Origin of the sequence: uncultured Corynebacterium sp. (genome assembly GCF_937999985.1) — a bacterium.
In the GTDB taxonomy this organism is placed as follows: domain Bacteria; phylum Actinomycetota; class Actinomycetes; order Mycobacteriales; family Mycobacteriaceae; genus Corynebacterium.
Genome location: NZ_CALLDG010000058.1, coordinates 21684 through 35479, shown reverse-complemented (window position 1 = coordinate 35479; position 13796 = coordinate 21684). Strand labels below are relative to the sequence as shown.

The 13796-nt window shown below is 62.3% G+C and carries 10 protein-coding genes, 1 tRNA gene and 2 pseudogenes; 9 read left to right on the top strand and 4 right to left on the bottom strand.

The features are described 5' to 3' along the window. Both Q0331_RS02835 and Q0331_RS02830 read right to left on the bottom strand, forming a co-directional pair. The coding region (locus Q0331_RS02835; protein WP_298074693.1) for a multicopper oxidase family protein at positions 1 to 1043 on the bottom strand (1043 nt) is incomplete at its 3' end. A 71-nt stretch (positions 1044 to 1114) separates the two neighbouring features. Further along, positions 1115 to 1690, bottom strand: coding sequence for a CueP family metal-binding protein (locus tag Q0331_RS02830; protein ID WP_298074692.1), 576 nt, complete (start codon positions 1688 to 1690; stop codon positions 1115 to 1117). A gap of 405 nt (positions 1691 to 2095) precedes the next feature. Between Q0331_RS02830 and Q0331_RS02825 the strand changes: the two genes are divergently transcribed. From Q0331_RS02825 to Q0331_RS02800, 6 genes and pseudogenes are all read left to right on the top strand, one after another. Then, entirely contained in the window at positions 2096 to 2818 is a 723-nt protein-coding gene (locus Q0331_RS02825; protein ID WP_298074690.1) for a response regulator transcription factor, read from the top strand. Further along, entirely contained in the window at positions 2815 to 3942 is a 1128-nt protein-coding gene (locus Q0331_RS02820) for a cell wall metabolism sensor histidine kinase WalK (protein WP_298074688.1), read from the top strand. The genes Q0331_RS02825 and Q0331_RS02820 overlap by 4 nt, the downstream gene beginning before the upstream one ends. Positions 3943 to 4086: 144 nt before the next feature. Beyond that, the gene (locus tag Q0331_RS02815) at positions 4087 to 4413 is read left to right on the top strand and encodes a heavy-metal-associated domain-containing protein (protein WP_298074686.1); all 327 of its coding nucleotides are present in this window, start codon (positions 4087 to 4089) and stop codon (positions 4411 to 4413) included. A 51-nt stretch (positions 4414 to 4464) separates the two neighbouring features. Continuing rightward, positions 4465 to 6699: a copper-translocating P-type ATPase gene (locus Q0331_RS02810; RefSeq protein WP_298074684.1), complete on the top strand. Its 2235-nt coding sequence runs from the start codon at positions 4465 to 4467 to the stop codon at positions 6697 to 6699. Between the two features lie 47 nt (positions 6700 to 6746). Continuing rightward, positions 6747 to 7362: pseudogene (locus tag Q0331_RS02805) on the top strand (YdhK family protein). A gap of 267 nt (positions 7363 to 7629) precedes the next feature. Continuing rightward, a pseudogene (locus Q0331_RS02800) lies at positions 7630 to 8340 on the top strand (IS6 family transposase). A gap of 316 nt (positions 8341 to 8656) precedes the next feature. On the opposite strand, the gene Q0331_RS02795 reads toward Q0331_RS02800, so the two are convergent. Together Q0331_RS02795 and Q0331_RS02790 are read right to left on the bottom strand one after the other, a co-directional pair. Further along, the gene (locus tag Q0331_RS02795) at positions 8657 to 9616 is read right to left on the bottom strand and encodes a TIGR00730 family Rossman fold protein (RefSeq protein WP_298074683.1); all 960 of its coding nucleotides are present in this window, start codon (positions 9614 to 9616) and stop codon (positions 8657 to 8659) included. Between the two features lie 143 nt (positions 9617 to 9759). Then, a tRNA-Leu gene (locus Q0331_RS02790) sits at positions 9760 to 9842 on the bottom strand. 357 nt (positions 9843 to 10199) lie between these two features. Between Q0331_RS02790 and Q0331_RS02785 the strand changes: the two genes are divergently transcribed. The 3 genes from Q0331_RS02785 to Q0331_RS02775 all read left to right on the top strand — a co-directional run bounded on the left by Q0331_RS02785 (position 10200) and on the right by Q0331_RS02775 (position 13796). After that, a complete protein-coding gene (locus Q0331_RS02785; protein ID WP_298074681.1) occupies positions 10200 to 11537 on the top strand; it encodes a DUF3662 and FHA domain-containing protein in 1338 nt (445 codons plus the stop codon). A gap of 154 nt (positions 11538 to 11691) precedes the next feature. Then, entirely contained in the window at positions 11692 to 12189 is a 498-nt protein-coding gene (locus Q0331_RS02780) for an FHA domain-containing protein (RefSeq protein WP_298074679.1), read from the top strand. Further along, positions 12186 to 13796 carry a protein phosphatase 2C domain-containing protein gene (locus tag Q0331_RS02775; protein WP_298074677.1) on the top strand — a complete coding sequence of 537 codons (1611 nt, stop codon included), beginning with the start codon at positions 12186 to 12188 and terminating at the stop codon, positions 13794 to 13796. Before Q0331_RS02780 ends, Q0331_RS02775 begins: the two co-directional genes overlap by 4 nt.

Sequence of the window (13796 nt, the reverse complement as noted above, 5' to 3'; positions counted from 1 at the left end):
TGGCCGCCGGCGGTGCGGATGACGGCGAAGGCGCGGTCGTCCTTACCCACCGCCAAAGCCGTGAGCGGGAAGATGCCGTCGCCGAGGATGACCTCGACGTCGACGCGCTCGCCCATCGACAGGTAGATCGATTCGGTCTCCCGGGGCTGGACGGGGAAGCCGTCGGTGTGGGTGACGGTCATGCGGTGACCACCGAGGGCCACCTTGAAGATGGTGTCACCGCCGGAGTTGATAAACCGCAGGCGGGCCTTGTCGCCCGGGCGAGCCTCGAAGGTCCGGTGAGCACGGGGGATACGTCCGTTGATGAGGTAGTGCGGATACATCACATCGCCGGCATCCCCGCCCAGTACCCGGTCCGGGGAGCCGTGCATCATCTGGCCGTGACCTCCCATCCCCTTCTTCCCGTTATGGTCGCCCGAACCCATTCCGGTGAGCTTGTCGAGCTCATCGTCGGGAGTGCCCTGAATGCCATCGACCCAGTCGTCGAGCACGATGGTCCACTCGACGTCCTGGTCCTCAGCGTCTTGCGGGTCACGGATGATCAGTGGGGCGTGGAGGCCGCGATCAAGCTGCAGGCCGGAGTGGGAATGGTAGAAGTAGGTGCCACCGTGGGGGGCTTCAAAAACATAGGAGAAAGACTCGCCAGGTTCAATGGGGTCCTGGGTCATGCCGGGCACACCGTCGGCTGCGTTGTGGAGTGCGATGCCATGCCAGTGGATGGAGGTGCTCTCAGGCAGTTCATTGGTGATATCGACCTGGAGGACGTCGCCGGCGGTGGCCTCAATGGCCGCATCCCCGGTGTCAGAGACGTATCCCCACGTCTTGGCTTCGATGCCGCCGATATCCAGAGAGAGGGGCCGGGCGGTCAGTGTCCGGCGCACCGTCGGCTCACCGAGCGCAGTGGGGGTGGGAGTGGGGCGAAGAGAGGAACCTGGTGCCGAGGCAGCGGGTCCAGGGTCGCTGGTGCAGGCGGCCACGGCCCCGGTGCCGGCGAGGACGAGCCCGCCGAGCAGAAACTGTCGTCGGGAAAAAGCGTTCGTCATGATTTAACCGTCCTTGGTGCAAGATTTCAGTGACACGGGAGACAGGCGCAGGTGAGGACCCTGCTGAGCCATCACGTCAGGCGCAGGTCTGTGACACAGGTGGCACCGTCGTCGGCGGTGGAAAACTCCGCGGTGCCGGTACGCCCCTGGTAGCTGACCTCAATCAGGCCGGTGGCATCATCGGGAAGCCAGAAGCCAATAAACCCGTTGTCGAAGGTGGTTGTCGTCTCGTCCACCAGCACCTCACCGGTCGCCTCATCGGTGATCGTGACCTGGATATCCTCATTGTCGAGTTCCCCCTGGCAGGTCGTGAGGCTGTGGTAGAAGCAGTCGTGGGTGGAGGTGAGATAGGGTGCGATCGAGACATACGTCTGATTGTCGGGAAGATCGACCACGACTTCCTGGTCATCGCTCGAGAGCAGCAGTTCATCGGCACGCACTGAGGCGATCAGATCCGTGGGACGCTCAGTGACCTTCTGCCGGTCGAGGTGATCAATGATCTCCACCGCGTCCATGTCGGCCAGGCCATGGGTAGTCAGGAATGTATCCTGGGACACCGTCTCGTCGGCGGTGGGTTCCGGGCCGGCGGCCGAACACCCCGTGAGGGTGAGGGCAAGAGTGGCGGCTGCGATCGCTGCTCGTTTCACGTCAATCTCCTTGGATCGTGGTAAGACCGTGAGAAGACACCGCCTCAAGGTCGATGTCATACCTTTATCTAGCACGGGTTCCTGACGGACTAGAAATCAAAAGCCCTGCTCACAGCCTTATAACAGGGCGAAAAGGGGGTGGATTCGGTGGGCTGGGTCACCACCGGGACACCACCCCACAGCCGTGGGCGATGTCCTTCTACCCGCCCCGGGTATGCGGTGCAGGCAGTGAAATCCCTGGTGGCGCCTGCTGAACCGACCAGGGGAGGCGATGCCGCCGGCCCGGGGTGGGGCACAGGGGTGACGGCAGTCGAAGGGTGATGTTTGAAGATTTGATGAAGATTGCCCCGCCGGGCACTGAGCGAGGGTGGTATTCCCCCCCTGGCCGGAGCAATACTGGGGTCTATGGCTGACCGCACACCGACCACCGCCACGCCCCCGGGGCGGGTGCTGGTCGTCGATGATGAACAACCCCTGGCTCAGATGGTGGCCTCCTACCTCATCAGGGCCGGCTTCGATACCCGCCAGGCGCACACCGGCACCCAGGCCGTGGACGAAGCCCGTCGCTTTTCCCCTGATGTTGTGGTGCTAGATCTGGGGCTGCCCGAACTCGACGGCCTGGAGGTGTGCCGACGGATCCGCACCTTCTCGGACTGCTACATCCTCATGCTCACCGCGCGTGGCAGCGAGGACGACAAGATCAGCGGTTTGACCTTGGGGGCGGATGACTACATCACCAAACCTTTTAGCATCCGGGAACTGGTGACCCGGGTGCATGCGGTGCTGCGCCGCCCGCGCACCAGCACCACCCCACCGCAGGTGACCACCCCCTTAATCGTTGGTGACCTCATCCTTGACCCCGTCGCCCATCAAGTGCGGGTGGGGGAGACGACTGTGGAGCTCACCCGCACGGAGTTCGAGCTGCTGGTTGCCCTGGCCCTGCGCCCCGGCCAGGTGCTGACCCGCCACGACCTGGTCACCGAGGTCTGGGACACCACCTGGGTCGGTGATGAACGCATCGTCGATGTCCACATCGGCAACTTGCGTCGCAAGCTCGGCACCGACACCCGGGGCCGGGGGTTTATCGACACCGTGCGTGGCGTGGGCTACCGGGTGGGGCGGCCATGAATCACGGACCCGGCCTGACCTTCCGCTTCCTGGCCGCCCAGGTGTTGGTCGTGGTGATTAGCCTGCTGGTGGCCGCGGCCGTGGCCACGATGGTGGGCCCGACCCTGTTCCATGATCATATGTTGATGACCGGCCGGGAGGACCCCTCGCTGGAGCTGTTCCATGCCGAGCAGGCCTACCGGGGCGCCAACCTGATCACCCTGGCCGTCGCCCTGCCCACCGCCTTGATCAGCGCCCTGCTGGCCAGCCTGTGGTTATCGCGTCGTCTGCGCACCCCCCTGCAGGATCTCACCCGCGCCGCTACCAGCCTGACGGCCGGCAACTCCCGTATCCGCGTGCCCGCCGGAAAAGCAGGCCCCGAGGTCACCACCCTGGCGCATGCCTTCAACACCATGGCCGACCGGCTGGAACACACCGAACAGGTCCGCCGCCAGATGCTCTCTGATCTGGCCCACGAAATGGGCACCCCCTTATCAGTGCTCACGGTCTACCTCGATGGTCTCCAGGACGGGGTCGTGGACTGGAATAATGCCACCCACACGATCATGGCTGACCAACTCACCCGCCTGACCCGGTTGATGGAAGACATTGACGATGTCTCCCGGGCCCAGGAACACCGGATCGATTTGGACCTGGCGGAGGAAGGGCTCGGGGATCTGCTCCATACCGCCGCTGCTGCCGCGAGGGAAGCTTATGCTGACAAAGGCGTCGATTTACAGGTCGAGACCATTACGGACACCGCCCGGGTGCTCGTGGACCGGCAACGCTTCGGCCAGGTGATGAGCAATCTCCTGTCGAACGCGCTACGGCACACCCCGGCCGACGGGCAGGTCCGGATCAGCGTCCACCGACAGGGGGCGTCCACCGCGCTCATCCACGTCGCCGATGACGGCGAGGGCATCCCACCTGACCAGATCGAACACGTCTTCGAACGCTTCTACCGGGGGGATGCCGCCCGCAGCCGGGACAACGGCGGGGCCGGTATCGGTCTGACCATCTCCAAGGCATTGATCGAGGCCCACGGCGGCACTCTCACCGCCACCTCCCCCGGACCCGGTCGCGGAGCGGTGTTTGCCCTCCGCCTCCCACTGTCCCCTCCCGACAGTGAGGAGGCTGCTCGGTGACCACACCCTGCCCCGCGTGAGGGCCGTGCCCTCCACCCCTTGAAAGTATACCCCCGGGGGGTATACGCTAGGGAAGCATACCCCCCGGGGGTATGCGCTAGAGAGCGGCATCGCCGCACCCCACCGAACCGAAGGAGCTTTCCCATGATCACCTCCCCGCCCCGCCTCTTGCCGATGGCCTCCAACGGCTGCAGCTGTTGCGGACCTGCCTCACGTGCCGACACCACCTCCATCCCTGCCGCCGGCGACTCGTCAGCAGGAGGGTCCTCCCCTAGCTACCAGGTCACCGGCCTGACCTGCGGGCACTGCGCGAAAAGCGTGACCCAGGCCCTTCAGGCCCTCCCCCAGGTCGACGACGTCCGGATTGAACTCGCTGCTGGTGGTGTTTCCACCGTCACGGTCACCGGTGTCGTACCTCCGGAGATGGTTCGCCGGGCCATCGAGGAGGCCGGCTACACCGTCTTATCCTGATCAGTTTTACCCATCATCTCGACCCCGACCGGGTTGAGCGAAAGGAACGTCATGAGCACTCCCCACCATTCCGGTGATCACCATGGTGATCACCCCGCTCCGGAAACAGACCACACCCACCACCCGGATCATGCCAGCCACGAACACCACGCAGATGCCGACACCCACGGCCAGGCGATGCCCCACGATCACCCGCACTCCGCCCTGGACGAAGACCACCACGTTCATGGTCACGGCGAACACGCCGGACACAGCACCGCAATGTTTCGGGACCGCTTCTGGTGGTCGCTAATTCTGTCCATTCCCGTCGCTATTTTCAGCCCCATGGTCGCCCACCTGCTCGGCTACCACCTCCCGGCATTCCCCGGATCCACCTGGATCCCCCCGGTGCTGGGCACGATCATCTTCGTCTACGGCGGAACGCCTTTCCTCAAGGGCGGATGGAAAGAACTGAAATCCCGCCAACCCGGGATGATGCTCCTGATCGCCATGGCCATCACCGTGGCGTTTGTCGCCTCCTGGGTCACCACTCTGGGACTGGGCGGTTTTGACCTGGACTTCTGGTGGGAGCTGGCCCTGCTGGTGACCATCATGCTGCTGGGCCACTGGCTGGAGATGCGCGCTCTCGGGGCCGCGTCCTCCGCGCTTGACGCGCTGGCTGCCCTGCTGCCGGATGAGGCCGAGAAAATCATCGACGGGACCACCCGCACCGTGGCCATCTCCGAGCTGGTTGTCGACGACGTCGTGCTGGTGAGGGCCGGTGCCCGGGTGCCGGCCGACGGAACCATCCTCGACGGAGCCGCCGAATTCGATGAGGCGATGATCACCGGCGAATCCCGTCCCGTCTTCCGCGACACCGGTGACAAGGTGGTCGCCGGTACTGTGGCCACCGACAACACCGTCCGCATCCGGGTGGAGGCTACCGGCGGGGACACCGCCCTGGCCGGGATCCAACGCATGGTTGCCGACGCCCAGGAGTCCTCCTCCCGGGCCCAGGCCCTGGCGGATCGGGCGGCGGCGTTGTTGTTCTGGTTCGCGCTGATCTCCGCTCTGATCACCGCGGTGGTGTGGACCATCATCGGCAGCCCGGACGATGTCGTGGTGCGCACGGTCACGGTGCTGGTCATCGCCTGTCCACACGCCCTGGGCCTGGCGATTCCGCTGGTCATTGCGATCTCCAGCGAGCGGGCCGCGAAATCCGGGGTGCTCATCAAGGACCGGATGGCGCTCGAGCGGATGCGCACCATCGACGTGGTGCTCTTCGACAAAACCGGCACCCTGACCGAGGGTGCGCACGCGGTCACCGGTATCGCGGCAGCTGTCGGCGTCACCGAGGGCGAGCTGCTGGCCCTAGCCGCCGCCGCGGAGGCCGACAGCGAGCACCCCGTGGCCCGCGCCATCGTGGCGGCCGCGGCCGCCCATCCCGAGGCCTCCGGTCGGCAAATCCGTGCAACTGGTTTCAACGCCGCCTCCGGCCGGGGGGTCCGGGCCACTGTCGATGGCGCTGAGATCCTCGTGGGCGGGCCGAACATGCTGCGCGAGTTCAACCTCACCACCCCGGCCGAGCTCACCGACACCACCAGCGCCTGGACCGGGCGTGGGGCCGGTGTGCTCCATATTGTCCGTGACGGTCAGATCATCGGTGCGGTGGCCGTCGAGGACAAGATCCGCCCCGAATCCCGCGCCGCCGTGAAAGTCCTGCAGGACCGCGGGGTGAAGGTCGCGATGATCACCGGCGACGCCCAGCAGGTGGCCCACGCCGTCGGTCAGGACTTAGGCATTGATGAGGTCTTCGCCGAGGTCCTGCCCCAGGACAAAGACACCAAGGTCACGCAGCTGCAGGACCGGGGTTTGAGCGTGGCTATGGTCGGTGACGGTGTCAATGACGCCCCCGCTCTGACCCGCGCGGAGGTCGGTATCGCCATCGGTGCCGGCACGGATGTGGCCATGGAATCTGCCGGGGTGGTCCTAGCCAGTGATGACCCGCGGGCAGTGCTGTCGATGATTGAGCTGTCCCAGGCCAGCTACCGCAAGATGATCCAGAACCTGATCTGGGCCTCTGGCTACAACATCCTCGCCGTGCCACTGGCCGCCGGAGTGCTCGCCTCGATCGGGTTCGTGCTGTCCCCGGCCGTGGGCGCGATCTTGATGTCTGCCTCGACCATCGTGGTGGCTCTGAACGCCCAGCTGTTGCGCCGCATTGATCTGAATCCGGCTCACCTGGCTCCGACCGAGTCGAAGGAGGAACACAGTGGGTCGATATCCCCCGTAACCGTTACTGACTGACCTTGTCTCTCGACCCCTAACTCACACCACCTTTGAAAGGAACGCTCATGAAACGCAGCATTACCCTCGCCGCCTTGGCGCTGACCTCCACCCTGGCGCTGACCGCCTGCAGCGACGCCACCGACAACTCCAACGATGCCGACACCACCAGCACCACGACGGCAACCGCAGAGACCAACGAGACCCACCAGGAAGACACCACCACTGCCGACGAAGAGCACGGCGGGCACGACCACCCTGCCGACGGCGGGGCACCGCCGGCAGGCATTGAAGAGGCCGAGGATCCCACGTACCCGGTGGGCACCGAGGTCATCCTCACCGCTGACCACATGCCCGGCATGGACGGGGCCACCGCCACCATTTCCGGGGCGTTTGACACCACGACCTATTCGGTCAGCTACACCCCCACCGAGGGTGGGGCCCCGGTTACCGACCACCGCTGGGTCGTCCATGAGGAGCTCGTCGATCCGGGTCAGGCCCCCCCTGCCCGACGGGGCGAGCGTTGTCCTGGATGCCGAGCACATGTCCGGCATGAAGGGTGCTGAGGCCACCATCGATTACTCCACCGAGGAGACGGTCTACATGGTTGATCTCACCGGCGACGGGATGACGATGACCAACCACAAGTGGGTCACCGAGAGCGAGATCCAACCCGCCGAATAGTCCACCCACTCTGAACCGCGAGACCAGACAAGGCACCCGCTCCAGAGTCGGTCATCAATCGCTGCCGACCATGCCGCAGCACACCAGCCACACACGGAACCTGCACGCCCACAAGGCCCACGCTGAGGTAGGCCTTCTGTGTCACTGCTTCTCTTAGTCCGGGAAATATGCCCTGGAATGACCCTGGTGACAGGAGTTCATTCCAGGGCTTTGGGTGCTGTTGCAAAGTTGGGGCAGTAGGAAGAGCGACGTGAAATAATCACAGCCATGGGTATTTTCTCCGGTCGTCATTTCCCCGTGACATCATTCTGTGGGCGGTGCGGTGGTACTGCCGCTACGGGGTGAGCTACCGCGATCTGGAGGAAATGATGACTTCAGCGGGGCGTGCCGGTCGATCACACCACGATCTACCGCTGGGTCCAGATATACGCCCCTGAGCTGGACAAACAAACACGGTGGTACCGGCAGGTACCTGATTGGCAGGCCAGTTCCTGACGGGTGGATGAGACCTATATCCGGGTCGGCGGCAGGTGGTGCTACCTCTATCGGGCGATCACCGCTGGTGGTCAGACCCTGGACTTTTACCTCTCTCCGAAGCGGAACGTGGCCGCAGCGAAGCGTTTCCTGGCCAAGGCTCTCAGATCCAATGCCTCAGCCGGGTATCCCAGAGTGATCAACACCGATAAAGCATCCTCCCTAGCCAGGGCAATCGCCGAGTTGAAGTCAGAGGTAATCTGCCCGCCAACAGTGGAACACCGGCAGGTGAAATACCTCAACAACATCCTGGAAATCGACCAAGGTCGACTGAAGCGGATCCTCGGGCCGAAAGGCGCGTTTAAGAACCGGACATCTGCATATCGGACGTTGAAAGGGATGGAGGCGATGCACTCATTGCGGAAAGGGCAAGGCACGATGTTTGCCTACGGGCAACCGAACCCGGACGCGGTGATCGTCAACCAGGTCTTCGAGACGGCCTAACAACGCCCACACGCAGCGGCGATCAGGGAATGAGAAACTGAGTCTTCGCTGCGCTCCGCCCAATTTTGCAACAACACCTCGACAAATACCTATAACCTAACCCCACACACAAACAACTTAACACGCTCTGGTGGAACGAGACTAGGCTCCACCAGAGCTTGGGATACCGGATCCCGGCCGAGGTGGAAACCGAATTTTGGAAGCAGCACCCGCCACAGGAAATAATAGAAATCAAGGCAAATGCCTAGGAACAAAACTCGGGGCACTCCAAACAGAGATCGCTTTACTCGGCACCTACTGCAATACAATTTAGAAACTAATTCCACTTGGGGCGCGGCGCAGCCCAAGAATTAAGCGCGACGAGAAGTTCATCGACCATATCGGCGACAATAAGCGTGTCGACATCATTTTGACGAATAAATCCCTCGTCTGCCATATGCTTGAGCATCGATACCGTAGGCGCCCAGAAACTTGAACCAAAAAGGGCAATGGGCTTGCGATGAAGCCCGAGTTGTTGAGCTGTCCACGCATCAAAAAATTCGTCTAACGTTCCAGCGCCACCAGGCAAACACACATAGGTATCAACCAGGTCACTCATCCGTTGCTTACGCTGATACATCGTGTCAACAATCTCAAGGTGCGAAAGACCCGGATGTGCAATTTCGCCATCGACAAGATTCTGAGGCATCACGCCGATTACACAGCCACCGTTAGCCAAACAGGCATCCGCCACAGCACCCATTAGGCCGACTCTACCGCCACCATAAATCATCCGTACCCCCTGCTCAGCTAGACCCGCCCCTAGGGCTTCAGCAAGAAAGGCATTGGTATGGTTGCGACCACTGCTCGCCCCTGTAAATACGGCTACAGAACGCACAGGATTGGCAATCAACTCCGGAAACACTTCATCTTTCAAAAGCGGTGCCAGCTTAACGTTCGGCACGGACGGGTTTACCCATTCGCACTCAGCAATTTCTGCAGCTGCCACAGGCTCCACTGAGCCTGAAAAGTAAAAAAGATCGGCAACAACAGCGCTACCGGCTTCGTTAGCCGCAGCTGCACGGTATGTTCCCATCGGAACCAAGAGAGCAGCATCGAGCGAAATCCCCAGCTCTTCATTGACTTCCCGTATCACCGCATCAAGCGAGGATTCCGCAAACTCGAGCTTGCCTCCCGGAAATTGAAATAACGCAGTGCCCTTCTTACGCACGCATAGGACTTCTCCTCGCGAATTTCTCACTACAACAGCGCTGACGTGAATATCAGAAGAAGGCATGCGTGCAAGTTTAGGACAATCTGTTCGAGTCGACGCACCTGCAATCCTCGACTCTTAGACACCAGAAAAAGAAAGAAACCGGAGGTAACATTCCCTTTCGGGTTTGCTACCTCCGGTAGTGCAGTTTGTTCAACTGCTTGCTGTGGGCGAAGGGGGACTTGAACCCCCACGTCCCGAAGGACACTGGCACCTGAAGCCAGCGCGTCTGCCATTCCGCCACTCGCCCGAGTGACTATGTAGGACACATGGTATTCACCACAGTGTTTACACTGTCTTGCCTGCTAAGACCGCACATTCCTTCTCGGAAGTGATGCTCGCTGGCAACGAAATGAAACTCTAGCACGATGCACGCGCGCTTCCAAAAAACGCATCTGACCTGCGTGAAAGTGCACGTTACCCGTTACTACCCCTATAATGGCCAACTACACACTCGCAGCATCGGGGTATGGCTGCACAGCACAACCTGCCACCCGGTGCCCGCGACTTTCGTCATACAGCGCCCCGCCAGGCACAACTAGCGCCAGGCACTTAAGGCATGCGACTGCAGTGGAAAACACAGGACGACACAGGAGGACTACGGACAATGAGTCTGTTTGGACGATTCAAGAAGCTCGACAGCTCGCTTCAGCGCGGGCTGGATAACGGCTTCGCACGTGTCTTCGGCGGCGAGGTTGTTCCAACCGAGATCGACGAGGTTCTTAAGCAGTACGCCGAAGAATCCGTCATGACGGATGCCCAGGGCCAGCGTTTGGCCCCCAGCTACTTCCAGGTACTCGTCAGCACCCGCGACTACGCCAGCCTCACCGAGTCCCGCCCGCGCCTAGCCGAGGAGATGGGCGATCGCCTGAGCCGCTTCATTCGTAACCAGGGCTGGCGCACAAACGAGCCGGTCAAAGTGAACCTTTCCGCCCACGACGGCTTGCACTCCGGGCAGATGCGCGCCGACGCCCGATTCGACGTTCCGCGCACCGAAAATGGCTCCAGCTCAAACGTCGCTATTGGCGAAGATGCCGGTGCGGCGGCAAGCAACCAGCCTTCTCACGGCAACCCAGACGGTGGATATAGCGATTCTTACCCGCAAGCTGTTCAAGACGACGGTCGCCCGGAATGGCCGTCGTCGCAGCCCGGCGAGCGTTCGTTGGTATCGCATGATTATGACGCCCCTAGCTCCAACGACGACCCTTCCAGCGACGCTCAAAACCCCAGCTCCGGACGGTCTCTAGGGGATCTAGTGTCGCCGGCGGATGCACAGCGCCACCACGACGAGCCGGCCGGCGCTACTGGCGCCGCCGCTGCGAGCGCAGTCGGCGCTGGGGCTGCCAGCGCGGCAGGTGTGCACCGCGCCGCCCCGGATTTCGCGCGCAATCAGTGGTCGGATCAGGCACAGCAAGCGGAAGATTCTGAGCACCCGGCATCCCCGGTATCCCAGGAACCCCAGGAATCTTGGGATTCCCGCGGCCACCAAGCCCAGGACGAACAGAAGGAAAGCGCCGTGAACAACCAGCAGGATTGGCAGAACCAGCAGGATGGCAATGATTTCGAACGTCCGGTGAGCTACCCGGGCACCGAGGTCATTGTGCAGTCCACTCCCTCCCCCGTGCGCGGAGGCGTGGGCGCGGACGGCGGCGAGCGCGAACTGCGGGTCACCCTCACACTGCACGATGGCTCCGATCGCACCTACGAACTACGCAAGGGCAGCAACATCATCGGGCGTGGCAACGGAGTGGATCTGCGCATCCCCGATACCGGTGTTTCCCGCCAGCACGCAGACATCACCTGGGACGGCTACGATGCCGTGTTGACGGACCTGCAGTCCACCAACGGCACTTCCGTTAACGGCACCCCGATCGAAAACTGGCTGCTGGCCAGCGGCGACATAATCTCTCTCGGCCACTCTGAGATCGGCGTGGAGTTCCACTAACCCTATTTTTCCCTTCCGCCCTACTCCTTCAGGGTCATCTAAACTAGGCTATTCACATACACATGTGCCCCGCGGGGCTGTGTGCGCCTGTGTCTATTGAGTGGTTCATTGAGTACTCACTGAGCCCGCCGACCTTAATGAGGAGTTGAATACCGTGCAGACCACGCTGCTTTTGCTGGTCAAGATTGGCCTGCTGCTTTTGCTGTGGTTCTTCATTTGGATGACTGTTCGCTCCCTCAAGAAGGATGCGGATCGGACCTCCGGCTTGGCTCCTGCCGGGATGGCTCCCGTCTCAGCGGGTTACGCCGGCCCCATGAACGAGCCCTCCTCTTCCGGCCATGCTTTCCGCAGGCACAAGGCGCCTAATTCCCTGGAGCTCACCAGTGGTCCGCTGACCGGCACCACGTTGAACCTCAAGGGATATCAGGACGTTTCCATCGGTCGCTCGCAGTCGTGCACGCTGGTGTTGGAGGATGACTTTGCCTCCGGCACTCACGCGCGTCTGATCCGCCGCGGCTCGGATTGGTACGTCGAAGACCTCGACTCCCGCAATGGCACTTGGATCGGTAACGAGCGCCTGGACCAGCCCGTTAAGCTTTCCGCCGGTATGGAAATCCGCATCGGCCAAACCCACGTGAGGATGGACGCATGACCGAGGGCAAGAACGGCAACATCGGGCGCACGCTGAACTATGCGGCGTGCTCTGACCGTGGCTTGGTGCGCGGCAACAACGAGGACTCCGCCTATGCCGGCCCGCGTCTGCTGGCTTTGGCTGACGGCATGGGTGGCCACGCCGCCGGCGAAGTTGCCTCCCAGTTCCTCATCAATGCCCTCAGTCCCCTGGATTCCCCGCTGATCGACGAGCCAAACAACCGCGATCAGTTGGAAAACTTGCTGGCCACGGCCACGGACGAGGGCAACCAGGACATCGCCGCACACGTCGACGAGCACCCAAACTTGGACGGCATGGGCTGCACCCTGACCTCCATGCTCTTCCGCGAGGACGAGGTCGCCATCTGCCACATCGGCGATTCCCGTGGCTACCGCCTGCGCGACGGCGAGCTGCGCCAGGTCACCAAGGATGACACGTTCGTGCAGTCCCTCGTCGATGAGGGCAAGCTCGACCCCGCGGATGTAAGCAGCCACCCACAGCGTTCCCTCATTCTCAAGGCCCTCACCGGCCGGCCTGTGGAACCCACCCTGTGGCGCGAAAAAACGCAGGTCGGCGACCGCTTCATGCTCTGCTCCGACGGGCTTTCGGATCCGGTCAGCATCGACACGATCCGCGAGATTCTCTCCCGTGGCACCCCGGAGAAGGCTGCCCGCAAGCTCGTTGAGATGGCGCTGCGTGGCGGCGGCCCGGACAACGTCACCGTTGTTGTTGCCGATGTTGTTGGTTTTGACGCCGACTCCAACGCCCCGACGGATCCGGAGCTCACCCTGCCACCCCGTCCGGTGATGGCGGGAGCCATTGCAGGTGAGGCAGTGGATATGCCACGACCGAATTCTTCGGCAGCCCGCGCAGCGGCAATTCAAGGGCTGTCGACGACGACGGCGGCGTCACCAAAAAAGGACGAGGAAGACGACGAGCCCGAACCTGCGACGGCCAACGGTGGCCACGATCGCACAGGTAACGGCCACAATGTCGACGGCGATGACCACAGCGTAGGCGATGCAGAGCCCAGCGCGACCAGGAAGCCGAAGAAATCCCGGCGCGGCCTGTGGGTGACCCTGGCGATCATCCTGGCCGTTGTGCTGGCCGGCGGCGCGGTGACCTATGTGATGTACCAACGAGTGAAGGACACGTACTACGTCACCGCGGATAACTCACAGATCAAGGTGATGAACGGCACTGATTCTTCCGTAATGGGATTCAAGCTGAACTCTGTGCACCAGGACGTCTGCCTGGACGACGAAGGCAAGGCGACCTTCGTGGATCCGGGTGCGGGTGGTGATTGCCACCTGTTTAAGACCTCCGACCTGACTCCGGCGGCGCAGGGCGCACTGTCGGACCTGCCGGAGGATTCCTACGACAAGGTCGCGGGTCAGGTCAACCGTTTGGCGGAGCAGACTCTGCCGGTTTGTGTGACGCGAGTGCCGGCAGACGGAGACAAAGAAAAGGCCAAGGCCAAGGACGACAAAGACGACAAGGATGACGATAAGGATAAGGACAAGAGCAGCACAGAAAAGAGCGAAAAGAAGAGCGACGCGCCCGAAGACCTCACGACCCCCGGAGTCTCCTGCCGCGAGGTGAAGTAA